This is a genomic window from Mesorhizobium sp. M1307 (genome assembly GCF_040318155.1).
Lineage (GTDB): Bacteria > Pseudomonadota > Alphaproteobacteria > Rhizobiales > Rhizobiaceae > Mesorhizobium.
Map to the genome: position 1 here is coordinate 1 of NZ_JAMYLR010000060.1, position 24,448 is coordinate 24,448.

The window sequence follows — 24,448 nt, forward strand, 5'->3', positions numbered from 1 at the left end:
CCTGTTCAATGCCCACCATGACGAGTACGGCTTCCAGCCGATCGTCGTGTTCGATGGTGCGGGACGGTTCGTCAGCGCGATCCTGGGACCGGCCAAGCGGCCGAGTGGGGCTGAGATCCGCCCCCACCTGCGCCGTCTGGTGCGGGCGATCCGGATCAACTGGCCGAACATTCGAATCCTGCTCCGCGGCGATAGCCATTATTGCAACCCGCAGGTCATCGACTGGTGCCGCGCCAACGACGTCGACTTCATCTTTGGCCTCGCGCCCACCACGACCCTGCGCAAGCATGTCGCGGATCTGGAGGCCAGCACGACGGCGCGCTTCGAAGCGTCGGCCAAGACAGGCAAGGTCCGCAGGTTCAAGGAGTTCGTTGACGGCGCCGCTAGTTGGAGCCGCGTCGAGCGCATCATCGCGCGGGTCGAGGTCGGCGCCCAAGGTGGCGATATCCGCTTCGTCGTCACCAACCTTGCCGGTGGGAAGGCCAAGGCGCTCTACGAGGATGTCTACTGCCGGCGCGGCGCGGCCGAGAACCACATCAAGTCGTGGAAGACGCATCTTGCCGCCGACCGCACATCCTGCACCAGAGCGACGGCCAACCAGTTCCGGCTATTCCTGCATGCCGGTGCTTACTGGTTGATGTGGGGCTTGCGGGCCGCGATGCCGAGGCGCTCGAGCTTTGCCGTCGCCCAATTCGACACGCTGCGATTGCGCCTCATCAAAATCGCTGCGCGGGTGGTCGAGATGAAATCGCAAATCCGCCTGCACCTGCCGACATCGTGCCCCGACCAGCGCATCCTGCGCATCGTCCTCGATCGCATCCCCCAACTCGCGACATAACGATGGGGGCAGACGCCCCGAAACGAACCCGTCGACCGCAACCTGCAAACCCCCGCCTGCCATCACGACGGAGCAATCCCGGCGCCTGACGAGGCGCGTGGAAAAGCACCGCAACGGCGACCACAACGTCGCTTCAGGCCGTCAAAAGCTTATCGTGTGCATCAAGGCGGCTAGAAGCGCGCCGGCAGCCTGGCGGGGGGCTTGGGGTTAGACTGCCGGCGCACGCCACTCATGAAGAGCGGCCCCTTTTTGCGGTTCCGACACCCATAGTCAACCCGGCAGCGTCTGGATGCCCGCTGTGCTCTTTTCAGAGCGGCTCGCGATGCCGGCCATGTCGGCCGATCCTGCTTAGGATGGGGGGCCACTCTCGTCGGCCGAGTTGATGCTCCAGCCAGTATCACCTTGCCGACCAGCATGGGTTCGCCGTTAGCAATCCATCCTCGCGAGCCAATGCTATCGTGCACGTGTCGCAGCACTCCGGGCGGCTATATCGCCTAAGACAGCATGACGAAGCGTTCCAACTTCCTGTTCGGCGAGCCCGCGTGCAGTTCCTGACTCGGACAGTGGACGAGAATTCTCTTGGCGGTACTGCGCCAGAAGGCATTCGCGTACAACGGAATCAAGCGACGACTATCAGCCGCAAACGTCACATCACAAGAGCGGTCTTCCACCCATTGCAGATTATCCGACTGATCAGGCGGCGTCCGATATGTCCGACTCTGCCTCAAGAATTCCCACAGGTATGGACAGCGATCTCGCTATCCGATTCCGATAGCCCTTATTGTACTTTAGACCCCGCTCGATGTTTTGGATTTCCTGAGCGGCAAGCCCGCACGCGACCGCGAGGTCCTCGATTGAATACCCAAGGTGCTCACGATAAGCGCGGATGATGTGGGTCCCCTGCGACATAGCCGTCAAGACTGGCTCGGGAATGCGCGAATCCTTCATAAACATCTCCAAGAAGATGGGAGCGCCTGACAAATCGGGAGATTTCCTCCCCGACCCTGGCGCACACCCAGCAAATCAAAAAAATGGACGTCCATTCGGCCGGACCGGCCTCATCCATGGAATGGGCCACTTGAAATTGGCAGCCGGGTCGGAATATGGCGGCTCACCTGCTACTGATCAAGTTCTAAGAACCTGCCCGCCATGAGATGGCCTGATCGGCTGTAGCGCATTCGACCTGCGATCCTACACGACTCATTCTCCCCGATGGCTTTCTTGAACAGCAACTCGAACTCTCACTGACGCCTCCAGTGGCTATTCGCGGCACCGTCCACCCAGCCTCGCGGACGCTGATACCTTCGACCAATTTCCACCGCCGATGCAGCGAAGATGGACAAGCATCGCCACCTATAAGGTTCACAATCACTCGACCGTGACCGATTTTGCGAGATTGCGCGGCTGGTCTACGTCTGTGCCCATGAAGAGCGCCGTGTGGTAGGCAAGAAGCTGTATCGGCAGCGAGAAGATCATCGGCGCGATAATCTCGTCGACAGCCGGCAACACGAGCGTGTGCATGGTGTTGAGTTTCGATGCGGCTGCCCCTTTTTCATCGGTGATGAGGATAATCCGCCCTCCACGGGCAGCCACTTCCTGCATGTTGGAGACGGTCTTGTCGAAAAAGCGATCATGGGGCGCGATGACGATCACTGGCATGTTGTCGTCGATCAATGCGATCGGACCGTGCTTCAATTCACCCGCCGCATAGCCCTCGGCATGGATGTAGGAAATCTCCTTGAGCTTCAGCGCACCTTCCATCGCTAGCGGGAAACTGGTGCCACGGCCGAGATACAGGACGTCACGACACTTTGACAGTTCGCGCGACAGGAACTCGATCTCCGGCTGGATGCTGTTGAGTACCTGGCCCATGACGCGCGGCACTTCGGCGAGGCTCCTGACGAGCGCCTGCAGCTCGTCTTCGGTTACGGTCCCGCGGGCTCTGGCGGCGCCGATGGCGAGTGCGGCTAGAACCGCAAGCTGGCAGGTAAACGCCTTGGTGGAGGCGACGCCAATCTCCGGTCCGGCAAGGATCGGGAAGACCGCATCGGCCTCCCGAGCGATGGTCGATTCGCAGGCATTGACGATAGCGCCAATTTTCAGCCCACGCTCCTTGCAGTACCTCAACGATGCGAGCGTATCAGCGGTTTCGCCGGACTGCGAAATGAAAAGAGCCGCGGACTGCGGCGACAACGGGATCTCGCGGTAACGGAATTCGGACGCAACGTCGATTTCAACCGTCAGGCGCGCATAGCGCTCGAACCAGTATTTTCCGATCAGTCCGGCGAGATAGGCGGTCCCGCAGGCCGAGATCGCCAAGCTCGGGATCCTGGCGAAATCGATGCCAGAAACCGTGTCGGCGCGATTTTCTATGATGTTGCTATAGTGACGGAGAGAATGGGCGATGACTTCGGGCTGCTCGTAGATTTCCTTCTCCATGAAGTGGCGATGGCTGCCCTTGTTGGCCAGATCGGCCGCGGCCGTGGAGGTATGGCGCGGACGCTCGACGGGATGGCCGTCGAAATCGAAGATATGGGCGCCCGAATTGCCGACAACGGCCCAGTCGCCCTCGATGAGATAGGTAATTTCATTGGTGAAGGGAGCGAGCGCGATCGCGTCGGAGCCCAGGAACATCTCGCCGTCGCCGTGACCGAGCGCCAGCGGTGGTCCGTTGCGCGCCGCCATGATGGTCGACGGATCATCTTCGAAGAGGACGGCAAGCGCATAGGCGCCCCTGACGCGTTTCAGCATGGCACGCATCGCCTCTTGCCGCCTCATGCCCTCCCGGCGGTGTCTTGCCAAGAGATGCGCGACGACCTCGGTGTCGGTGTCAGTCTGGAACTCGGCGCCAGCCGCCGCCAATTCGTCCTTCAGCTCGGTGAAATTCTCGATGATCCCGTTATGGACGACGGCGACACCGTCGGTAAAGTGCGGGTGCGCATTGCGTTCCGTCGAGGCCCCATGGGTTGCCCAACGCGTGTGGCCGATGCCGATGTTGCCGCTCAGCGGCTCTTCCTTCAGTCTCCTCTCGAGATTGACGAGCTTGCCCTCGGCGCGCCGGCGGTGCAAGGCACCTTCGGTGATCGTCGCAACGCCGGCGGAATCATAGCCGCGATATTCCAAACGCTTCAATGCGTCGACCAACCGATCCGACACCGGCTGTTGCCCAACGATGCCAACAATCCCGCACATGTTCGTCTTCCCATTCTTGCCGGCAGCTTCAGCCCACGCGAGACGGATACCCATCCGGCCGCTTTCATTGGGGATCTTGTAGTAGTATTCGGTAATATTGGTACAATTGATTGTAGGGATAACTATCATCCACCCCATGGATGAGCCCCTGATCTAAACTTCTCGTTGCGCCTGACGCCCTCATGACCGAACGCAAGCCCACACCCCGCGGCACGAAGGAACAATCGGCCATGCGCGACCATCCCGGCTACGCACCTGACACGAAGCGCCGCCGCTCGTGATCACGCGGTGATCGGCATGATCACAAGCACTGTAGTTAGGCAGCATCAGCGACGCATGATCGGCATCATCATCATCAGCAGCGTCGGCGCCGTCGGCATGATTCACGTGTTCGTCACGTTGATCATAATCATCGTCGCCGCCGATCAAGTTTAATGCCTGCCGCTGTTGACGCGGCTTTCGCCGGTAGAGTTTAGCCCGCGATGGCCTATCAATACGCTGTTGGTCGGCATGGCCGAAACCGAGAGTCAGGCGGCGCACGCCACAGAGCACGTTCAGCGACCGTTTCAGTCAGCGCCGGCTTTGTCGGGGTTCGTAACGGTCATCAGGATTCTCGGGGCATGAATGCACTATCACGAAAGCGTTGGTTCTTAGTGCTTCGTCCGTATTACTCAAACCCGATTCCCGCAGCGGAAGAACTAGGCGCGTGTCACGTTTTGTACAAGGCACAATAGCAGTGAGAAATGGAGATTGATGCCTGCCCGTTTTCGGATAAACAATCACCGAGCTGTCACCCGAATTATATCAGGAACTGTCTATAGCCACCACCCATCAGGTAGCGGCCACGTTGGATGGCGCGACGCACCTGATCGCGAAGATGGCTACCTGGATGAGACCAATCTTCTTCGACACGGCGTCTCCCGAACAGGGCAATGGCGATCTCCTGATGAGATGCTCCCGCAAGCGAGCCATCCAAAGCCTGGAGCACGATACGCAGACGCGCTCCGCGGGGTTCCGGCGGAAAGCAAGCAGCTGCCAGGCGGCCGCAACCACTGATGTCGTTCAGGAACTGAAGGGCAGCGACATGGAACTTCAGGTGCTGCGGCTGCACGATCGCGTCGACATATAGCCGCAACGGGCGGAGAACGGATGCACCGGAAAGGGCGATCTGCAGACTCCGGCAGTCCTCCCTCAGCAGCACGTGCTGCACGCCGGCAGGTGTCAGCAGGATGTCCTTGCAGCATGAGAGCGACGAAAGATCAAGCGGTTCAAAATCGTGGTCGAGCCCAACCAGCTCCGCGGCCGCTCGTAGAATACGGGCGCAGTCGCGCGGATCCCAAAAGACCCTTGCCGACGTAGCGTCCCACTGTGGCGCGTCCGCGAAAAAGGAGGCTCCATTGTCTTAGGAAAGATGATCCTGTCGTCAACTCGATTATGTTCATGTCGGCCTGGGCTCCGACAATGCAGGCGGACGGTGCCATTTTGGCGTGGTCGCGCTGGAATTGTGGATTGCGCCGAAGAAACTCCCAGGCCCAGGCAGTGCGTGGCAATCGTCTGGCGTAGTGGTAAGCTTCGTGACGACGCCAGTCCGGCCAGCATACAAGACCGACCGTCGCTTCCTTGGGCAGACCAGCATCCTTCACGGCTCAGGTGTCCACAATGCCGCACGGGCCTAGAACCGGTTGCCACAGTACCGGTCCGCTCAGACGTCCCCTGCTGCGGATGCGCAAAAGGCTCGCGCGGGAAATCTCGAGAAACCCGGCCACCGCCTCCGTTTTGCCGACGGACTTGGGTTGTCCGATGCGCGACAATGGCCACGTCGCGAGGCGAAGGATCCGTTCCATGCGCGTGTCCGTCACCGTTACTATCCGGGTCAGATCCTTGGCCAAGCCGAACTCGATCATGCCCGCGAAGAGCTCGTAGGTTGCCTGGGCCAGTCCGCCCGCTGCCTTGGGCGCCGACGGAGGAAGATCGAGCGCGAAACGACTGCTCTCCCATATGTCGGAGGTCGAGGGCACGACGTCAGCACCCAGCAGCACCGGGAACGTGTCGCGCAACATTGTGGGTCCGGTGCTGGGCAAAAGACGCACGCAACCGCGAATTCGCCAGTCGGATCCCTTGAGGAGCAGATAGACAGGCTTCAGACCATCAAACGGGTCTGTTTCCATCTGGTCTTCGGTATCAACTTCCCAATCCAGCCTTTCCTTGAACACCCGAAACCTCAGCCCGTGCATGTCTTTGAGCTCGCTTGCGAACTCGTCGTAAAGGTCTGGTGTTATCAGCTGCATCATGGTCGCCTCCGTGCGGGATGTGTTCCCGCCATCGAAGGGCAAAGCCGGCAGCGATGCAGCCTGTAGAGGTTTACAGCTATCGTGGCCGACGAATCAGGATCTCGCCTGGCCGGAGGCAGCCAGTCGTGCAACGGCCTGGTTGATCGTTCGAACGCCAAGCTTTGCCTTGGCGTTTTCCAGATGAAAGGTCACGGTGCGCTTTGAGACGCCGAGAAGCTGGCTGATAACCCAAGCCGACTTGCCGCGCGCCGCCCATTTCAGGCACTCGAACTCCCGCGGGGTGAGCGTTACACCATCCACCACGCGATCGTCGGCGAGCCTGCGCCGGACATGGATATGAAAGTTGATGGCCACCAGCTGCAATGCTTTTTCGTAACGTGTCAGTGACCGCAACAGAGGCGGGCGGGACTCGTCGGAAGCAAAGGTCAGGGCAGCAAACCGGCCGCAATGATCATGCATGGACATCGTCAGGCCGCCGCGGATGCCAAACTCAGCCGCACTCTCCAGAATTTGTTGCTGCGAATTCGGCAGACAGTGCCGAGCGCGATCCACACCCCAATCAAAGGTATCCCAGCCTTGCAGCCCGCGCAGGATGACCGGATCAAGACTGTGGTACCGCTGTTGCAGATAACGTGATGTCCAGGATGAAGGATAGTTTGAGATCAATTGCGGGGCGTCGCCGGGGGCCGACGGGTAAGTGAAATAGGCGAATAGCGGAAAATCGAAGCCGGCTGCAGCGGATGCCATTGCCTCACGGAGATCGGCAGCATCAACACTTGCAGACAGTTGCTCAACGAAGTTCTCAAACACGCGATGCATTTGCGCTTTGCGTAACCTCCGTGATCGCTCGATGCCAGGCAGAGACCTTGTTTTAAACGATCCCGGACGGATACAGCGCGTGCCGAGAACCCCGTTAATCTGTTGAAACCCGTGATATTCTGACGTTGTCTATGAGCCGTGTGCCGCCGAGCCAGGCCGCGACAAGCAAGCGTGCAGGTCGGTCAAGGCTTGTCATGGGTCGCAGATCTGCCTCGTCGCGAAGTTCCAGGTATTCGACCTCGCGATAGCCCGCAGCCAGAATTGCTGCGCGCGCTTCGGCAAGCGTTGGCAGGACGGGCGAGCCGCGGGCAAGCCGCTCAGCCGTCTCGAGCAAGACCGATGATAGCTCGGGGGCAACAGCACGCTCTGCTTGCGAGAGCCGGACATTGCGCGATGATAGTGCAAGACCGTCGGCTTCGCGGACTGTCGGGCAAGGAACAATGGTGATTGGAATATCCAGGTCCCGGGCCATACGCCTGACTAGCTGAAGCTGCTGAAAGTCCTTTTCGCCAAAGAAGCCGAAGTCAGCGCTGGTCTGCAGGAAGAGCTTGGCGACGACGGTCGCCACGCCATCGAAATGTCCCGGCCGGAAGGCACCGCACAGGCCCTCGCTGACACCGGACACCGAAACGGTCGTGGCGAAGGCCGCCGGATACATTTCCTCTGCATCCGGCGCATAAAGCAGGTGCGCGCCAAGCGGTGCCAGCTTGGCGGCATCCTCGTCCTCGGTGCTCGGATACGCGGCGAGATCGGCCTGGCTGTTGAATTGCTTCGGGTTGACGAAGAGCGTCACGATCACCCGGTCGGCCTTCTCGAGTGCCGCGCGAACCAGGCTGAGATGACCCTCATGCAGGACGCCCATCGTTGGCACCACGGCAATCCTCACGCCCTCGCGGCGCCATGCGGCGACGATTTGACGAAGCTGGGCAACGCTCCTGACAATCGGCACGCTCACGCTGCTTCTCCGCTCTTGGCCGCGTCCGCGTCGGCGGGCTTGGGCGCATCGGCAAACACGTGCTCGGCGGCCGGAAACTGGCGCTCCTTCACTTCCCGCGCATAGGCCGCGATCGCAGCCGCAGCGGCCTCCCCCAGTTCAGCATAGCGCTTGACGAATTTGGGCCGGAAGTCGCCGAAGAGGCCCAGCATGTCGTCGACGACGAGAATCTGGCCGTCACAGGCTGCCGAGGCACCGATGCCAATGGTCGGGGTCGCCACCTCCCCGGTGATCCGGCGGGCGAGCGCCTCGGGAACCTTCTCCAGCACGACCGCAAAGGCGCCCGCTTCGCTCACCGCAAGCGCGTCGCGCCTGATGCGCTCGGCATCCCCGCCTCTGCCCTGCACGCGGTAGCCACCGATGGTGTTGATCGCCTGCGGCGTCAAGCCGACATGGGCCATGACCGGCACGCCGCGCGCGGCGAGGAAGCCGATCGTCTCTGCCATCGTTTCGCCGCCTTCGAGCTTGACGGCCGCGCAGCCGGTCTCGGCCATGACGCGCGCGGCATTGCGGAAAGCCTGCTCGGGGCTTTCCTCGAAGGAACCGAACGGCAGGTCGACGACCATCAGCGCCTGCTCGAGGCCACGGCGCACGGCCTTGCCGTGCGTGATCATCATCTCCAGCGTCACACCGAGCGTCGAGGGCAGGCCGTGGAGAACCATGCCGACGCTGTCGCCGACCAGCACCACATCGCAATGGGGATCGACAAGCCGGGCGACTGGCGTCGTGTAGGCGGTAAGGCAGACGAGCGGCGTCCCACCTTTGCGCGAACGAATATCCGGCGGTGTGATCGCCTTGGTGTCACCAAACGCACTCAATGGACCCTCCTTCCCCAACGTTACCAACCGCGGGTGTCGCGTTTGCCACATTTTTGTGCAAGTGCGAAGAGCTAAAAATGGCCGTGCAGCTGTGCGGTGTTGACGTGCGGACAGGCGCGCTTACACTTAAATCGATTCAGGCGCCCCCGAGCTGGCCAACCACTTTCGCGAACATGGACGATCAGGCAAAAGGACCCAGGAAAGACGGAGCCGCCGTCAAGGCCGACGAAGTCAAAGTGGACCTGATCGCCTTTGTCGTCGCCGTAAACGACAGTGAACCCTGTGTCCTCACCATCGGCCAGGCGGACACCCTTCCCTCCGGACCATTTGCGCTTGAGCACCGATCGCTGCAATCCGGTTTGAGGGGGTGGGTCGAGCAGCAGACCGGCCATCCGCTGGGGTACATTGAGCAACTCTACACCTTCGCGGATCGGGATCGCATCGGCGCCGAGCGCCAGCAGCGCGTCATCTCCATCAGCTATCTCGCATTGACCCGCAAGGAACAGGCAGCTGGCTCGCCCAAGTGCGGCTGGCAGAGCTGGTATGAATATTTTCCATGGGAGGACCACCGCTCCGGCACGCCTCCGGTCGTGCTGGACGTTCTGCGACCGCGCCTGATTGAATGGGCAGACGGCGTCAGCGACGCGGCCACGCGACGTGAACGCTGGCAGCGGGCGACGATAGCCTTCGGCTTCGACGACCGCCTTTGGAACGAGGAACTCACGCTTCAACGCTATGAGTTAGTCTACGAAGCAGGCCTGGTCCAAGAGGCCGGAAGCGGACGGGACGCGACGCTGCCTCCGCTGGTGCCCAGCAAGTCTATGGTCGCCGATCATCGCCGCATCGTGGCGACCGGCATTGCGCGGCTGCGCTCCAAGATCAAATACCGGCCGGTCGTCTTTGAGCTGATGCCGCCGGTCTTCACGCTTTTGCAGCTGCAGCGAACCGTGGAGGCGCTTGCCGGCAGGCTCGTGCGTAAGCCGAACTTTCGCCGGCTGATCGAGCAGCAGGAGCTGGTCGAAGAGACCGGAGAGGCAACCGCGGAGACCGGCGGCCGGCCAGCGAAGCTTTACCGGTTCCGCCACGCCGTTCTCGACGAGAGGGTCATCGCCGGGACAAAATTGCCGCTGGCGCGGGGTTGACATCGCTTATACTCACAGCAAGTATATGCTGGTTATTTTCAACTAGAGTATAAGCTGGAGGGGTCGATGAGCGCCATGCTGCCTGCGACCGCGTTTCTCTACGAGCGCGTCCGACGAGTGATCCCGCCGATCGAATGGCCGGCTTTCGTCGAGGATATCGAGGCGATCCTTGCACTGAAGCGCGAGCGCAACGCCATCATCCTGGCGCACAACTATCAGACCCCCGAGATCTTCCATTGCGTGGCCGACATCGTCGGCGACAGCTTGGCACTGGCCCGCACGGCTGCGACGATCGAGGCGCAAGTCATCGTGCTGGCCGGCGTACATTTCATGGCCGAAACGGCCAAGCTGCTCAATCCGCAAAAGACGGTGCTCATTCCCGACCTGCGGGCAGGCTGTTCGTTGGCGGAATCGATCACGGCAGAAGACGTGCGCTTGATGCGCCAGCGTTATCCCGGCGTGCCGATCATCACTTATGTCAACACGTCGGCCGAAGTGAAAGCCGAGTCGGATATCTGCTGTACATCCGGCAACGCCAAGGCGGTCGTCCAATCCCTTGGCGTTCCCCAGGTGATCATGTTGCCGGACGAATATCTGGCCCAGAATATCGCCGCCCAGACCGATGTGCAGATCATCGCCTGGAAAGGGCATTGCGAGGTGCATGAGCGCTTTACACCGGCCGACATCCGCGAGTTGCGCGAAAGCCATCCCGGCGTGATCGTGCTCGCGCATCCCGAATGCCCGCCCGACGTCGTGGCTGAAGCAGATTTTTCCGGCTCGACCGCTGCCATGTCCGACTATGTCGAGAGGCAAAGGCCGGCACGTGTCGTGCTGATGACGGAATGTTCGATGAGCGACAACGTCGCGTTAGCGCACCCAGAGGTCGAGTTCATCCGGCCCTGCAATTTGTGCCCTCACATGAAGCGGATCACGCTTGCCAACATCCGCATGGCGCTCGAGCAGAACCACCATATCGTAACCATCGAACCCGGGATCGCCGGGCGCGCGCGGCTTGCGGTCGAACGGATGCTGGCAATTTGAGCGCCGATGTCCGCAGCTTCTTCGGGCGGCCCATCATCATCGGCGGCGGCATCGCCGGATTGATGACCGCGCTTCAACTGGCGCCGGAGCCGGTGCTGCTTCTGTCCAGGACGCTGCTGGGAGCTGACAATTCGAGCACCTGGGCACAGGGTGGTCTGGCTGCAAGTTTCGGCGAAGACGACGATCCGGCACTGCACCTGGCCGATACGCTTGCCGCCGGGGATGGTCTCTGCGACACAGACGTGGCGAGCCGCATCCTCCAAGCCGCGCCCAAGGCGATAGAGGGGCTTGCGGGCTTTGGGGTTCCCTTCGACCGTACGCCGAAAGGATCACTGTGCCTCGGATTGGAGGCCGCACACAGCCGACGTCGCATCGTTCATGCGCATGGTGACGGCACCGGGCGTGAGATCATGCGTGCCCTGATCGCGGCTGTGCGTTCCACTCCGTCGATTGTTGTCGTGGAGGGCGTGGAAGCGCGCCGGCTGGCGGTGCGAGAGAATGCGATCCGAGGCGTCTGGGCGAGCGGTTCGATAGGACCTGTCTTCTTCGGCTCACGGCGGGTCGTCCTCGCCACCGGTGGGATCGGGGGACTGTTTCTCGACACCACCAATCCTTGGGGCAGTTACGGACAGGGCCTGGCGCTTGCGGCCCGCGCTGGAGCTGTCCTTGCCGACCTCGAGTTCATCCAGTTCCACCCGACCGCGCTTGACGGCCCGGAACGCCCTATGGTGCTGGTCAGCGAGGCCGTCCGCGGCGAAGGTGCTGCCCTGATCGACGAAACCGGCCAGGCTTTTCTCCAGAGCGTGCCAGGGGCGGAACTTGCGCCTCGTGATGTCTTGGCGCGCGCCGTCTGGAACCATCTTGCCAACGGCCACCGTGTTTTTCTCGACGCGCGGCAACGGCCTGGCCCGGAATTTGCTCGACACTTCCCGACAATCGCATCAGCCTGTCGTGGAGCCGGCATCAATCCCGCGCGCGATCTCATCCCCATTCGTCCGGCCCAACACTACCACATGGGTGGCGTTGCCGTGGACGGCTCCGGTAGGACCTCCGTCAAGGGGCTGTGGGCCTGCGGCGAAGTCGCTTCGACAGGACTGCATGGCGCCAACAGGCTCGCCAGCAATTCCTTGACCGAGGCCGTCGTGTGCGCGCGCTGGGTCGCTGAAAGTGTCGCCGGAACGCCTGCTCGCAGAACAAAGCCTGCGTTTGCGGACGTTTACCCATCGCCCGCGCCGACACCCGTGCGTGTTTTCCTGTCGCGCGCACTCGGCATCGTCCGGGATGGTGAAGGTTTGAAAGCAGCCGCACGTGCCTTATTGCCGCTCGCCGAAAGCAAGGACGCGGCCTCGGATGCGGCGGCTGTCGGGCTAATGATCGCGGTTGCCGCCTTGTTGCGCCAAGAAAGCCGCGGCGCTCATTACCGGACAGATTTTCCTCATCATGCGACTGTCGCCCGACGGTCCGGAATCACCCTCGAAGCCGCCTTGGCCGCTGCGCGGGAACTCGGACACTCGCCAAGCCTCGAAGGGGCAAAGTGATGACGTTCTCACCGCTTCCCACGGTCATGCTTGAGCCGCTTGTAAGGGCAGCTCTTCTTGAAGACCTTGGCAGAGCCGGCGACTTGACCACGGAGGCCATCGTGCCGAAGGCACACCAAGCGGGAACCGTGCTGGCGGCGCGCCAGTCCGGAGTTGTCGCCGGCCTCGATCTGGCGATGCTCGCTTTCCGCTTGATTGATCCTGATGTCGAAATTTCGGTGGAGCGGGCAGACGGCTGCAATGTCATGGATGGAGAGGTCATTGCATCAGTGGTTGGCCCTGCCCGGGCCATTCTCACAGCCGAACGGACGGCACTCAATTTTTTGTGCCATCTGAGCGGCATCGCTACAGCAACGGCATCGATCGTCGCTGCGGTTCGTGGATATGGCGCGAAGATCGTCTGCACGCGCAAGACGACGCCCGGATTGCGGGCAGTCGAAAAATATGCCGTGCGCGCAGGTGGCGGATCCAATCACCGCTTCGGCCTCGACGACGCAATTCTGATCAAGGACAACCACATCGCCATCGCAGGCGGCGTTCGCCCGGCGCTCGAGCGAGCACGAAGACGGGCCGGTCATCTCGTCAAGATCGAAGTCGAGGTCGATACGCTGGCCCAGTTGGAGGAGGTACTTGGCTTCGCTCCCGATGCGGTTCTGCTCGACAACATGTCCCTCGCCGATCTTCGCCGCGCCGTCGCAATCGTTGGCGGCCGTGCTATCACCGAGGCTTCTGGCGGGATCGCATCCGATACAGCGCGAGCGATTGCCGCGACCGGCGTTGATCTGATTTCAGTCGGCCGACTGACCCACAGCGCGCCGATCCTGGATATCGGCCTCGACTATTGGGGCTCATGATTGCCTGAGGAACGAACAGGATCGAATCAACTGTCCTTTCCGATCGTCATCAATCAGACAGCAAAGCAAGGCAGAACCGGAGGAACAGCATGGACATGCAAACAGCCAGTCCAACGCAGACATCGCCACAGGCTCAATCCCCTGACCCTGGAGCGTGGACCCTGGAGAAGGCTCGGGCACTTCACGATGCCCCCTTCAACAATCTCCTCTTCCTCGCGCAAACCGTGCACCGCCAGAATTTCGATCCCAACAAGGTCCAGCTCAGCCGGCTGCTCAGCATCAAGACGGGCGGATGCCCGGAGGATTGCGGCTATTGCAGCCAGTCGGCGCATCACGAGACCGGCCTGAAGGCGTCGAAGCTGATGGAGGTCCGGCGCGTCGTCGCCGAGGCGAAGAAAGCGCGTGACGCCGGCGCAACCCGCTATTGCATGGGCGCGGCCTGGCGAAACCCCAAGGCGCGCGACATGGATGCGGTGGTGGCGATGGTCGAAGGCGTCAAGGCGCTGGGCATGGAGACCTGCATGACGCTCGGCATGCTCGATCGTGAGCAAGCCGCTCGACTGAAGCAGGCTGGTCTCGACTTTTACAACCACAACATCGATACGTCGGAACGCTACTATAGCGAGATCATCAGCACGCGGAGCTTTGCCGAGCGGCTCGAGACGCTCGAGCACGTTCGCCAATCCGGCATCAAGGTCTGCTGCGGCGGCATTGTCGGCATGGGCGAGGAGCCGGTGGACCGGATCGGCATGCTGGTGACGCTGGCCAACCTGCCGGAACATCCGCAAAGCGTTCCGATCAACATGCTGATCCCGATCCCCGGCACCCCGCTTGCCGAAGCCAAGCCGATCGAGCCGATCGAATTCGTGCGCGTGATCGCGCTGGCGCGCATCATGATGCCGAAATCGCATGTCCGACTTTCGGCCGGCCGCACCGCCATGACCGACGAGATGCAGGCACTCTGCTTTTTTGCCGGCGCCAACTCGATCTTCGTCGGCGACACGCTGCTTACGGCGGACAATCCCGGTGGGGACAAGGATACCCTGCTGTTCCGGCGCCTTGGCATCAAGCCGATGGAACTCGAGGCGCAATGAACGGGGCACCGCTTGCCCGCTATGAGGCGACCTTGCAGGGACTGGCGCGCAAGGACCGGCTGCGGACGCTGAAGCCGCGCGCCGGGCGCGACTTCTCGTCGAACGACTATCTCGGGCTTGCCGCCTCCAAAAGACTTGGCGAAGCGGTTGCGGCGGCGATTGCGCGTGGCACGCCGGTTGGCGCCACCGGGTCGCGGCTGTTGCGCGGCAATGCGCCGGAACACGAGCAGCTCGAGGCAGACGCGGCGGCATTCTTTGGAGCCGACCGCGCGCTGTTCTTCGGCAGCGGCTACATCGCCAATTTCGCTCTGCTGACGGCGCTGCCGCAGAAGGGCGACCTTTTGATCCTCGATGAGCTCGCCCATGCCAGCATGCATGAGGGGGCACAGGCCGGACGTGCCGAGTTCAAGCTGGCCGCGCACAACGACATCAATGCCGTCGAGGATGCGATCAAGCGCTGGCGCGCCGAAGGCGGATTAGGATGCGTCTGGATCGCTGTCGAAAGCCTCTACAGCATGGATGGCGACCGCGCGCCGATGGAGAACCTCGTCGCGCTTGCCGATCGGCACGACGCATTCATCGTCATTGACGAGGCGCATGCCACCGGCGTCTGGGGACCGGACGGCCGGGGGCTGGCTGCCGCTTTCGAGGGCCGCGACAACATCGTCGCGCTCCACACCTGCGGCAAGGCGCTCGGCGCATCTGGTGGGCTCGTGACCGGGCCGAGGACACTGTGCCAGTATCTGATCAACCGTTGCCGGCCATTCATCTACGCCACCGCGCCCTCGCCGCTGATGGCGGTCGCGGCGCGCGAAGCGCTCGCAATGCTCGCCGACGAGCCTATGCGGCGTGTTCTACTGCATGAACGCGTTGCCCTCGCAGGCCGCCAATTGGTCGATCGCTGCGGCGTGATACCAAGTGGCTCTCAGATCCAGCCCTTGGTAATCGGCGATGTCAGGCGCACCATGGCAGTGGCGGCGCGCCTGCAGGCCCGCGGCTTCGACATACGCGGCATTCGTCCGCCGACCGTACCCGAGGGCACGTCTCGGCTGCGCATCTCACTGACGCTCAATATCGGCGAAGCCGACATTTCCGCCATGGTCGAGGCGCTCGTCGAGGTGTTGGCTCAGACATGACCGGAGGGGACATGACCAAGCGCATCGTCATCACCGGAACAGACACCGGAATTGGCAAGACGGTGTTTTCGGCCGGGCTTGCCGGCCTGCTTGACGGTTTCTACTGGAAGCCGGTGCAATCGGGCCTCGACGGCGAGACCGACAGCGAGGCGGTTGCACGGCTTGCCGGGCTTCCGTCGGGGCGCGTGCTGCCGGAAGCCTACCGCTTGAAGAGCCCGCTTTCGCCGCATCGTTCGGCCGAAATCGACGACGTTTCGATCGAGGCTGCCGATCTTTCGTTTCCGGTCCTGCCGACACCGCTCGTCATTGAAGGCGCCGGCGGGCTGATGGTGCCGCTGAACCGCCGGACAAGGTTCATCGACATATTCGAGCAATGGCAGTTGCCGGTCATTCTGTGCGCCCGCACCGCGCTCGGAACAATCAATCACACCCTGCTGTCGATCGAGGCCCTGCGGGCGCGCGCTATCCCGCTGGCTGGCATCGCCTTCATCGGCGATGAGATGACCGATACGCAACGGACGATCATGGAATTCGGCGACGTGCCGCAACTCGGCAGGCTGCCGCACCTCGATCCGCTGACGGACAAAACGCTGAGACAAGCGATGATTGCCGGCTTCGACCTCGCTTTGATTGCCGGAGGCGGATGATGCCGCAATCCCGTGTGTGGCATCCCTTCACCCAGCACGCGCTCGAGCCGGCGATCCCTGAAATCGTCCTGACTGAAGGCGCGTATCTCCACAAAGCCAATGGCGCGCGCATTCTGGACGCCATTTCCTCCTGGTGGGTCGTCACCCATGGCCACCGCCATCCCCGCATTATAAAGGCGATCGAGACGACCGCCTCGAGCCTCGACCAGATCATCTTCGCAGGTTTCACGCACGAGCCTGCCGAATGCTTGGCCAAGGCGCTTGTCGGACTCGCTCCCGCCGGACTCGACTGGGTGTTCTATTCCGACAGCGGCTCGACCAGCGTCGAAGTCGCGCTGAAGATGGCGCTCGGCTATTTCCGCAACATCGGCGCGCCGCGCTCGCGCATCGTCGTCATGGAGCACAGCTATCACGGCGACACGATCGGCACGATGAGCGTCGGTGCCCGTGGCGTGTTCAACGCCGCCTACGAACCCTTGCTGTTCGAGGTCGACACCATTCCCTTCCCGGCCGCCGGGCGCGAGCAGGCAACGCTGGACAGATTCGAGGCAGTCAGCCGCGACCGGCGCGCCGCCGCGCTGATCGTCGAACCGCTCGTGCTTGGCGCCGGCGGCATGCTGATGTATCCGGCCTCGGTTCTGACCGGATTGAAGAAGATTGCCGAAGCCTCCGGCACGCTGCTGATCGCCGACGAGGTGATGACCGGCTGGGGCCGCACCGGGAGCATGTTCGCCTGCGAGCAGGCGAACATCTCTCCAGATATCCTGTGCACCTCGAAGGGCCTGACCGGCGGCACCATCCCGCTGGCCGCCACGCTTGCCACCGATGCGATCTTCCAGGCTTATTGTTCGGCGGATCGCAAGAAGACGTTTTTCCACTCGAGTTCCTACACGGCCAATCCGATTGCCTGCGCGGCAGCACTCGCCAATGTCGAGATCTGGCGTGACGAGCCGGTGGCCGAGCGGATCGCCACCCTGAGCGCGAGGCAGGCCGCCGGCCTTCGGCGCTTTCGCGATAATGCCAACTTCACCGACAGCCGCACGATCGGCACGATCCTGGCTCTCGACCTGCGCGCCGGCTCTGCCGGCTATCTGGCCGAGATCGGACCTAAGCTGCGGGCCTTTTTCCTCGAGCTCGGCCTGCTTGTGCGCCCGCTCGGCAATGTCCTTTATCTCCTGCCGCCCTATTGCGTCACCGGCGACGAGCTCGATCGGCTCCATGACGCGATCGAGGAGGCCGGCGAACGCTTCGGCTCAAAGCCATGAGCAGGTTGTCGCGCCTTCTCGGGTTTGGCCATCATGCGCCTGGGCGAAAGGTGGCGAATGCCGAAATCGAGAACAATCTCGGCCTCGAACCGGGCTGGATCGAGCGGCGTACCGGAATCCGGTCGCGCTTCTGGGCAACGGACGAAGACACGCTGTCTGGTCTTGCTGCCCAGGCCGGCGCCATGGCGCTGGCCAGCGCCGGCATTGCGCGCCACGACATCGGTCTGCTGCTGCTTGCCACCTCGACGCCCGATCACCTCCTGCCGCCCAGCGCGCCCCTGGTCGCACATCGACTGGGGCTCGGCCGCGCCGGCGCTGTCGATCTGACCGGCGCCTGTGCCGGATTCATCTATGCGCTGATGTTTGCGGACGGATTTACCCGCCTGCACGGCAAAGCGAGCCTTGTTATCGCCGCCAATATCCTCAGCCGCCGCATCAATCCCTCTGAGCGCGCCAGCGCCGTGCTGTTTGCCGATGCCGCCGGCGCCCTCGTGATCGGTCCGTGCGAGGATACTGATCGGGGGATTCTCGGTGCCTCTGTGGATTCGGACGGCTCGCGATACGGACTGATCCAGATTCCCGCAGGAGGAAGCAACAAGCCGTTCCACGGTGACCTCGACCTCGCGCAAACCCGAATGACGATGACCGACGGCCGCGAAGTGTTCGCAAAGGCCGTCGAGATGATGACCGATTGCTCGATAAGCGCGCTAGCCGCTGCCGGAGTGCGACCACAGGATGTCGACCGGTTCGTGCCGCATCAGGCCAATGCTCGCATTTTCGATGCGGTCGGGCGAAACCTCGGCGTTGCCGATCACCTGATCGTCAAAACGATCGCCGAATATGGCAACTCTTCCGCCGCGACGATCCCGCTCTCACTGTCGCTCGCCAATCAAGCGGAGCCGTTTCGGCCGGGCGAGAAAATACTCCTGGCGGCGGCAGGTGCGGGACTCAGCGGCGGGGCGCTCGTAGTCGGGATTTAGCCCAGCGAAGCTGCTCAACATCAGGACTGACTTTGTGAGATGAATAGGAGAACGGGACCAATGCGAAAATAGTCGCCGGCAAGCTGCACGGCATCCACGTCACCGAGCAAAGCTCAACTACCACGGTTCGATACTGCTCGACCCTGACCACGCCAAGAACCCGGGATCCTGCCAATGGATTCGTGGAGACATGGAGCAAGACTTCCGGCGCACGAATCTCGACCTATGTCATCCTCGGCGAGCGCGGCTCTCGATGCTGCATCCTCAACGGCGCGGCCGCCCGGAACCTGCCAGCCCACTCCATCCATCTGGACGAAGCGCACATTCCTGTCTGAAGCCGCGGATCGTTACGTTCGTCATCAACAATGTCGTCGGCTTCTCGCCGATGGCAATGCGCTGACGCGGACGGCGTTGACGATTACATCGGCAGGGGCGCTTCAGCAGAACTTTCGCCGGTTGATGGAGCAGCAGGAACTGGTGGAGGAGACCGGCGAAAGTGCTTTTGATACCGGCGGTCGGCCGGCGAAGCTTTATCGCTTCCGCCACCATGTCCTCGACGAAACGGCTGTCGCCCGGACAAAATTGCCGCTGGCGCGGGCTTGACATCCTTTATACTCAACGTAGAAATATACCCTTATAATCAATTCGGTTATAACGAGAAATTCATTCGCAAGTCCGAACCCGCGGTCTCGCTCGGGAAGCCCGTATGAGTGGATCGAAGTGATCTTGGAAATGAAACGCCCGAGGACGGGCTTTCAACCTTTGTCGTGAAGGAGGTGCCGCGCGAGTGGGCCAATGCCTTGCGGCAACGGTGAAGGATGTATACCACCAGTAAACGCGTGCGTCAAAGTCGCTGTCGAATGTACAGTTCGTCTAAATGTGCGATACGTTCGATTTGTGCAAGTAACACTTGGAAAAGTGTTGCATAAAAGAAACGTCTAATTATATAAAGCTGGCAAGCTAAACTTTAAACTTGCACAAATGAGCGTCGCGGATAGCGTCCCACTGTGAAGCGTGCACTGCGATGTGCGTCTGTTTCGATCGTGGGGGCAAGACGGTCGTCCATTGATGTTCTTCCCTTTTTTATTGAGAGGCAAAAGTTGAAGCCGCAAGACGGCTGCTAGGTTGCGCGCACACGAAAACGCAACACATCGCCGTCCCCCAAACTTCATGTCTTCAACGCTCTTTCGGAGGCTTGCTGAGGGAATGCTATTGGGAAAGCCAGATATGTCCGCGTCGAGTGATCTTGGGGATGAAAAGCGCAAGACCGAGCTTTCAAGCTTTGTCATGAGGGAGGTGCAGCGCATTCTTGCCCAATGCGATGAGGCGAAGCAGGGTGACAAGGCTGCCGTTGCGCCTTCGGGTTCTCCTTCCAACGAATTGACCGCCGTGGCCGCCGAATTTCTTGGTAGGCTCGAGGCCGAAGCAGCGCGACGGCTAAACGCCCAGGCGGGTGAGATCGCTTCGCGACCACGGGCAGCCGATCATCCGCTCGGGCATCCGGTTCTGAAAGATTGCCCGAGAGAAGGCGCGCGCATTGCAGAATGGGCCGGTCCAGTTGCGGGGTCGACGCATCTCGAGAGACGTTTTGGAATACCGCGGTCCACTTTGTACTGGTGGCAGCGACACAATGATGTGGTTGCCTTTCGGAGAGGCTCCCGGAAGCATGTATTTCCCCTAGCTCAGTTCATCGACGGCAGGCCTATGCCCGGAATCAGGCAGGTCCTTTCCTCGATCTCCGATCCCAGACTGGCTTGGCTGTGGCTGATCAGCCCCTCGCCTCTTCTCAAGGGTCGCGTCCCTATCGAATTGCTCAGAGAAGGTATGAACACAGAAGTTGTTTCATCCGCCGCCCAGGCTGTTTCTCTGATTGAATCTATCTGACAATTGGCCGGATGCCGATGGCTTTCCGCGCATTATGTAAGTGCGCACAAGCAGATGTACCAATTGTGCGATTTGTTCAAATGTACAGTTGTTCAATTTGTGCAAGTAATACAATGGATTTAGTGACAATAATGCAACGGATACTTCTATATATGGTTGGCAAACGGAATTTGAACTTGCACTAATTCGCCCGGTGAATAGCGTTCGAGCCGGGAAGGATGCATTGCGATGCGCATCTTTTTCGATCGTGGGGACAGGGAGCGGTTCGTCCATCGACGTCCTCGCCCCTTTCAAAATCATTGAATGGAGATCAAGTATGAACATCAAGAGCCTTCTTCTCGGCTCAGCTGCGGCTCTGATCGCAGCTTCCGGTGCTCGCGCCGCCGACGCGGTGACGGTCGCCGAGCCGGAACCGGCAGAATACGTCAAGATCTGCGACGTATATGGCTCGGGCTACTTCTACATCCCCGGCACCGAAACCTGCCTGCGCATCGGCGGCTATGTCCGTTACGACATCAGCGCTGGCGACGTTGGCTCCTACGATGGGGCGCGGACCCACGACGTCCAAGACGGCAGCGACCAGGGCACCTGGCGCAAGAACGCCCGCTTTGACCTAAGGACTTGGACCGGCCAGGAAACCGAACTCGGTACTTTGAAGACATACACCGAGACCAAATTCAATTTCGGTAACCGCAACGCCTATTCGGGTCCCGACAGTCCCCAGAACTATGCCTTCAACAGGGGCATCACACTGAACTTCGCCTGGATCCAACTCGGTGGCCTTCGCGTCGGCAAGGACGAATCGGCCTTCGATACGTTTATCGGCTATGCCGGCAACGTCCTCAACGATACGCTCGTTCCCTACGGTGATTTCGACACCAACGTCGTGCAGTACTACTTCGACGCCGGCAATGGCTTCTCCGCCGTGGTATCGCTCGAAGAGGGGTCTGGCGTCGTCGGCACGATCGACAGCTACGTTCCGCATCTTGTCGGCGGCGTGAAGTACACGCAGGGCTGGGGCGCCATCACCGGCGTCGTGGCTTACGACAGCAACTACGAAGAGGTAGCCGGCAAGGTCCGCTTGGATGTAAACGCCACCAACGAACTGTCGCTGTTCATTATGGCTGGCTATGGGACCGACGACAACCTAACCGATGGGACCTACGCTATTCCTGCCGGCGGTCGCGGCTTCTACAAGCAGTGGGGTGGCAACTGGGCCGTCTGGGGCGGCGGCACCTACAAGTTCAACGAGAAGACCTCTTTCAACCTTCAGGCGGCGTATGACGAGTGGAAGAACCTCGGCATCGCCGCCAATGTCGCCTACGATATCGTTCCTGGTCTGACGATCACGGCCGAAGTCGACTATCTCCACGCTGGCAAGTTCGGGGATGTGGACTTCTCTAACTGGACCAATGCCGACAAGAAGAACAGCGTCGGCGGTCTCCTCCGCTTCCAGCGCTCGTTCTGAGGATTGAAGAGCCCGTTGCCGCGTTCGAAGCAGTAACTGTGAGCCTAATTTGCGGCTGAACCATTGTGTGAGGCTTGTAGAGGCTTTCGGCGAATTGCTTGATCACGGACCTCCAATCCGAGCATTTCGTCGATGAGAAGGGCGCCCTGTTCCCGGGCGCCCTTTTTTAAGGGTTATCATCAGACTCTCTCCCGGGGAAACTGTGGGTAAGAAACAACGCATCGTCCTGCAGGCAGCTGTTTTGGCGTCTGCCGTTGGCTTTTTTTTGCTGATCCTGATCCTGCAGATGGTCAGTTTTTTGGTTGACTAGGCACGCGCAAGCGGGAGGAATCGCGCAGAGACACACGGAAGTTTTTTTCGCCAGCGAAACCCCGACGACCTGATGGGAGTCGCGCCAGCAGGGTGGGTGCCACGTCCGGTGCCACGGACCATGCGAGATGCCGATTGTTGGCGCGTCTGTCAGTTCGCGCGGCCATATTCATTCTGGTGCCGATCTGTTGCCTTTTCTGCTTTTCCCATGCGTTTTAGACCGAGCCATTTGTGAAGCGGGCGGTCAATGGATCTGCGCCTCGCGATTGCCTGCCGTTGCCTGGTTGATCTGGGCGGCATAATCCGAGAGCGAAGGCTGCAACCGCGGTTCGAATTGCGCGAAGTTGAACCGGACTTCATCCGCCGCAGGAACTGGTGGGTTGCGCCGGGAAAGCCGGCGACCATCACAAGGTCGCCTTCCTTGACGCCTTCACAGGCTATGGGTAGCCAACTCTTCGGCCGGTAAGGCACATTGTCGCGCGCATATGGCCGGGAGGAACCATCAGGAGCGACATAGGCGCGATAAAAGCCGAAGTCGCCTGTGTGGCGCGGCCACATCCAATTGTCCGTTTCGCCGCCGAAGGTTACCGATGCCGAGCGCGGGCGCATAGACAAGGCGCACGTCCTCGATTTCGAGCTTCTGCTGGAGATAGTAGGAGCCGCCGCCATAATAGGCCCCTACGTCGCAGCGGCGATTGGGCTGTCCTTCACATGCGGCGATCAGGGCCTTGCGGTTCGTGGCGAGCCGCTCATAGCGGGCAAACTCATTCAGCTTGTCCGAGACGCCCTTGAGCATTTCGGCGGTCACATCCCGCATGTCCTCGATCACATAGATTCGGCTGCCTGGCGCCGCGGGCAATTCTTCACCCAGGGCTCTTCGCCAGAAACCCGTCTGTGAGATAGTCCTGGCCCTCCTTGCTGTGGTATTGGATGGATTCGAACACGCAGTGATGATTGGTTGCGACCAGACCTTGTGGACTGACGAACGAGGCGGAGCATCCGCCCAGTGATACGATCGCGTTGAGCGGGTCAGCGTCCAGACGGCCCAGCTGGGCGGGATCGATCTGGAGCCCATCCGCGCGCATGGCCGCGCCCACTTCCGCAGTCTGGCCCGGCATCCACATACCTTCGTCCGCCGACGTAGCCGTGACCGTCCAGAGCAAGGCGATGGCAGTTGCTTTGGCCAAACATTTCAAATTCGAGTTCATGCTGACTGTCGCTCTCATCTTGCCTCCTGTTCTCCGCAGATTGGATTGGTGACTATCGGGATGGCCGGAGTCCTGGCGCCCGCGCGGCGGCCAACACCGTAAACACCGAGTGGACCCGTTAACCGCAAGAGTCCTGATGGCGTTCACCTCTCATATTTGTCGCGCGCAACGTTTGCGGATCATCCGCTGCACCAATCGTGCCAAATGAATAAAGCCTTCAGTTACAAATGGTGAGCCGCCCCATCCATGTCCGATCTCCGACGTCTTTCACGTAAAGGGCTCGGTGCTTCCACGCTCGTTTGCTCTTCGCTCGTCCCTCTTCCGTCTTGACTAGCAGGAGCCTACGGCCTATCTCACTGCCGCGTTAGCACTCGCTTCTGGTGAGTGCTAACCACGCTCCGGCAACGGAGAACCGTTCAACATCCGCACCAGGGAAATCCAAAAATGGCAAAGTCGAATTTCCGGCCGCTGCATGACCGCGTGGTCGTTCGTCGGGTTGAGTCCGAAGCGAAGACCGCCGGCGGGATCATCATCCCCGATACGGCTAAGGAAAAGCCGCAGGAAGGCGAGATCATCGCCATCGGTTCCGGCGCCCGTGACGAGATCGGCAAGCTCGTCCCGCTGGACGTCAAGGCCGGCGACCGCATCCTGTTCGGCAAGTGGTCGGGCACCGAAGTCAAGCTCAATGGCGAAGACCTTCTGATCATGAAGGAAGCGGACATCATGGGCGTCATCGGCTGACACGCCGCCGCCTTTCATCCGCACCATCCAATCTGAATTTCGGGCGAAATGCCCAGGAGTAAAAAATGGCTGCCAAAGACGTAAAATTCTCCCGCGACGCTCGTGAGCGCATGCTGCGCGGCGTCAACATCCTCGCCGACGCGGTGAAGGTCACGCTCGGCCCCAAGGGCCGCAACGTCGTCATCGACA

At 61.1% G+C, this 24,448-nt stretch carries 25 protein-coding genes and 1 pseudogene; 15 read left to right on the plus strand and 11 right to left on the minus strand.

Features of this window, described 5'->3' with window-relative positions; translation table 11 throughout:
• Positions 1–838, plus strand: an 838-nt coding sequence (locus NKH16_RS32230; protein WP_352903509.1) for an IS1380 family transposase, incomplete at its 5' end; no start/stop codon positions are given.
• A 693-nt stretch (positions 839–1,531) separates the two neighbouring features.
• On the opposite strand, the gene NKH16_RS32235 is transcribed toward NKH16_RS32230, so the two are convergent.
• The 8 genes from NKH16_RS32235 to panB form a co-directional block, all read right to left on the minus strand.
• A complete protein-coding gene (locus NKH16_RS32235; protein WP_352496595.1) occupies positions 1,532–1,792 on the minus strand; it encodes a helix-turn-helix domain-containing protein in 261 nt (86 codons plus the stop codon).
• A gap of 414 nt (positions 1,793–2,206) precedes the next feature.
• Positions 2,207–4,030 (minus strand): glutamine--fructose-6-phosphate transaminase (isomerizing), encoded by a 1,824-nt coding sequence (gene glmS / locus NKH16_RS32240; protein ID WP_352903511.1) that lies wholly within the window; start codon positions 4,028–4,030, stop codon positions 2,207–2,209.
• Between the two features lie 799 nt (positions 4,031–4,829).
• Complete coding sequence (locus NKH16_RS32245; RefSeq protein WP_352779568.1) at positions 4,830–5,240, minus strand: DUF2285 domain-containing protein; 411 nt, start codon at positions 5,238–5,240, stop codon at positions 4,830–4,832.
• A gap of 58 nt (positions 5,241–5,298) precedes the next feature.
• Entirely contained in the window at positions 5,299–5,673 is a 375-nt protein-coding gene (locus NKH16_RS32250) for a transcriptional regulator domain-containing protein (RefSeq protein ID WP_352508062.1), read from the minus strand.
• Positions 5,674–5,676: 3 nt separating this feature from the next.
• Positions 5,677–6,321 carry an acyl-homoserine-lactone synthase gene (locus NKH16_RS32255; RefSeq protein ID WP_352764637.1) on the minus strand — a complete coding sequence of 215 codons (645 nt, stop codon included), beginning with the start codon at positions 6,319–6,321 and terminating at the stop codon, positions 5,677–5,679.
• 93 nt (positions 6,322–6,414) lie between these two features.
• Entirely contained in the window at positions 6,415–7,140 is a 726-nt protein-coding gene (locus NKH16_RS32260) for a LuxR family transcriptional regulator (RefSeq protein WP_352453544.1), read from the minus strand.
• Positions 7,141–7,234: 94 nt separating this feature from the next.
• On the minus strand, positions 7,235–8,095 hold the full coding sequence (gene panC, locus NKH16_RS32265) for a pantoate--beta-alanine ligase (RefSeq protein WP_352515912.1): 861 nt from the start codon (positions 8,093–8,095) through the stop codon (positions 7,235–7,237).
• Positions 8,092–8,952: a 3-methyl-2-oxobutanoate hydroxymethyltransferase gene (gene panB, locus NKH16_RS32270; protein ID WP_352903515.1), complete on the minus strand. Its 861-nt coding sequence runs from the start codon at positions 8,950–8,952 to the stop codon at positions 8,092–8,094. Before panB ends, panC begins: the two co-directional genes overlap by 4 nt.
• Before the next feature lie 173 nt (positions 8,953–9,125).
• Here panB and NKH16_RS32275 point away from each other — a divergent pair, with 173 nt between their 5' ends.
• From NKH16_RS32275 to NKH16_RS32335, 13 genes and pseudogenes are all read left to right on the plus strand, one after another.
• Positions 9,126–10,094, plus strand: coding sequence for an NUDIX hydrolase (locus NKH16_RS32275; protein ID WP_352515987.1), 969 nt, complete (start codon positions 9,126–9,128; stop codon positions 10,092–10,094).
• A gap of 66 nt (positions 10,095–10,160) precedes the next feature.
• The gene (gene nadA / locus NKH16_RS32280; protein WP_352508058.1) at positions 10,161–11,135 is read left to right on the plus strand and encodes a quinolinate synthase NadA; all 975 of its coding nucleotides are present in this window, start codon (positions 10,161–10,163) and stop codon (positions 11,133–11,135) included.
• Positions 11,132–12,673 carry an L-aspartate oxidase gene (locus NKH16_RS32285; protein ID WP_352903517.1) on the plus strand — a complete coding sequence of 514 codons (1,542 nt, stop codon included), beginning with the start codon at positions 11,132–11,134 and terminating at the stop codon, positions 12,671–12,673. The genes nadA and NKH16_RS32285 overlap by 4 nt, the downstream gene beginning before the upstream one ends.
• Entirely contained in the window at positions 12,673–13,527 is an 855-nt protein-coding gene (nadC, locus tag NKH16_RS32290) for a carboxylating nicotinate-nucleotide diphosphorylase (protein WP_352903519.1), read from the plus strand. Before NKH16_RS32285 ends, nadC begins: the two co-directional genes overlap by 1 nt.
• 95 nt (positions 13,528–13,622) lie before the next feature.
• Positions 13,623–14,621, plus strand: coding sequence for a biotin synthase BioB (gene bioB / locus NKH16_RS32295; protein WP_352903529.1), 999 nt, complete (start codon positions 13,623–13,625; stop codon positions 14,619–14,621).
• A complete protein-coding gene (locus NKH16_RS32300) occupies positions 14,618–15,757 on the plus strand; it encodes an 8-amino-7-oxononanoate synthase (RefSeq protein WP_352903521.1) in 1,140 nt (379 codons plus the stop codon). The genes bioB and NKH16_RS32300 overlap by 4 nt, the downstream gene beginning before the upstream one ends.
• Positions 15,758–15,768: 11 nt before the next feature.
• Positions 15,769–16,404, plus strand: a complete 636-nt coding sequence (gene bioD / locus NKH16_RS32305) for a dethiobiotin synthase (RefSeq protein WP_352671065.1) — start codon at positions 15,769–15,771, stop codon at positions 16,402–16,404.
• Positions 16,404–17,669 carry an adenosylmethionine--8-amino-7-oxononanoate transaminase gene (locus NKH16_RS32310; protein WP_352903523.1) on the plus strand — a complete coding sequence of 422 codons (1,266 nt, stop codon included), beginning with the start codon at positions 16,404–16,406 and terminating at the stop codon, positions 17,667–17,669. Before bioD ends, NKH16_RS32310 begins: the two co-directional genes overlap by 1 nt.
• On the plus strand, positions 17,666–18,649 hold the full coding sequence (gene bioZ / locus NKH16_RS32315; RefSeq protein ID WP_352903525.1) for a 3-oxopimeloyl-[acyl-carrier-protein] synthase BioZ: 984 nt from the start codon (positions 17,666–17,668) through the stop codon (positions 18,647–18,649). Before NKH16_RS32310 ends, bioZ begins: the two co-directional genes overlap by 4 nt.
• A 92-nt stretch (positions 18,650–18,741) precedes the next feature.
• A complete protein-coding gene (locus NKH16_RS32320) occupies positions 18,742–18,984 on the plus strand; it encodes an aspartate 1-decarboxylase (protein ID WP_352902629.1) in 243 nt (80 codons plus the stop codon).
• A gap of 103 nt (positions 18,985–19,087) precedes the next feature.
• Positions 19,088–19,252: pseudogene (locus NKH16_RS35130) on the plus strand (NrtR DNA-binding winged helix domain-containing protein); the annotation flags it as partial.
• A 624-nt stretch (positions 19,253–19,876) separates the two neighbouring features.
• Positions 19,877–20,533: an antitoxin Xre/MbcA/ParS-like domain-containing protein gene (locus NKH16_RS32330; protein ID WP_352474688.1), complete on the plus strand. Its 657-nt coding sequence runs from the start codon at positions 19,877–19,879 to the stop codon at positions 20,531–20,533.
• A gap of 316 nt (positions 20,534–20,849) precedes the next feature.
• On the plus strand, positions 20,850–22,001 hold the full coding sequence (locus NKH16_RS32335) for a porin (protein ID WP_352492857.1): 1,152 nt from the start codon (positions 20,850–20,852) through the stop codon (positions 21,999–22,001).
• Positions 22,002–22,460: 459 nt separating this feature from the next.
• Here NKH16_RS32335 and NKH16_RS32340 read toward each other — a convergent pair whose 3' ends face one another.
• The 3 genes from NKH16_RS32340 to NKH16_RS32350 are packed head-to-tail and all read right to left on the minus strand — an operon-like array spanning position 22,461 to position 23,536.
• Complete coding sequence (locus tag NKH16_RS32340) at positions 22,461–22,919, minus strand: S46 family peptidase (RefSeq protein ID WP_352903531.1); 459 nt, start codon at positions 22,917–22,919, stop codon at positions 22,461–22,463.
• The gene (locus NKH16_RS32345) at positions 22,813–23,127 is read right to left on the minus strand and encodes a S46 family peptidase (protein ID WP_352903533.1); all 315 of its coding nucleotides are present in this window, start codon (positions 23,125–23,127) and stop codon (positions 22,813–22,815) included. The genes NKH16_RS32340 and NKH16_RS32345 overlap by 107 nt, the downstream gene beginning before the upstream one ends.
• Before the next feature lie 46 nt (positions 23,128–23,173).
• A complete protein-coding gene (locus tag NKH16_RS32350) occupies positions 23,174–23,536 on the minus strand; it encodes a S46 family peptidase (RefSeq protein WP_352492854.1) in 363 nt (120 codons plus the stop codon).
• 426 nt (positions 23,537–23,962) lie between these two features.
• Between NKH16_RS32350 and groES the strand changes: the two genes are divergently transcribed.
• Positions 23,963–24,259: a co-chaperone GroES gene (gene groES, locus NKH16_RS32355; protein WP_352903527.1), complete on the plus strand. Its 297-nt coding sequence runs from the start codon at positions 23,963–23,965 to the stop codon at positions 24,257–24,259.
• Positions 24,260–24,448 lie beyond the last annotated feature (189 nt).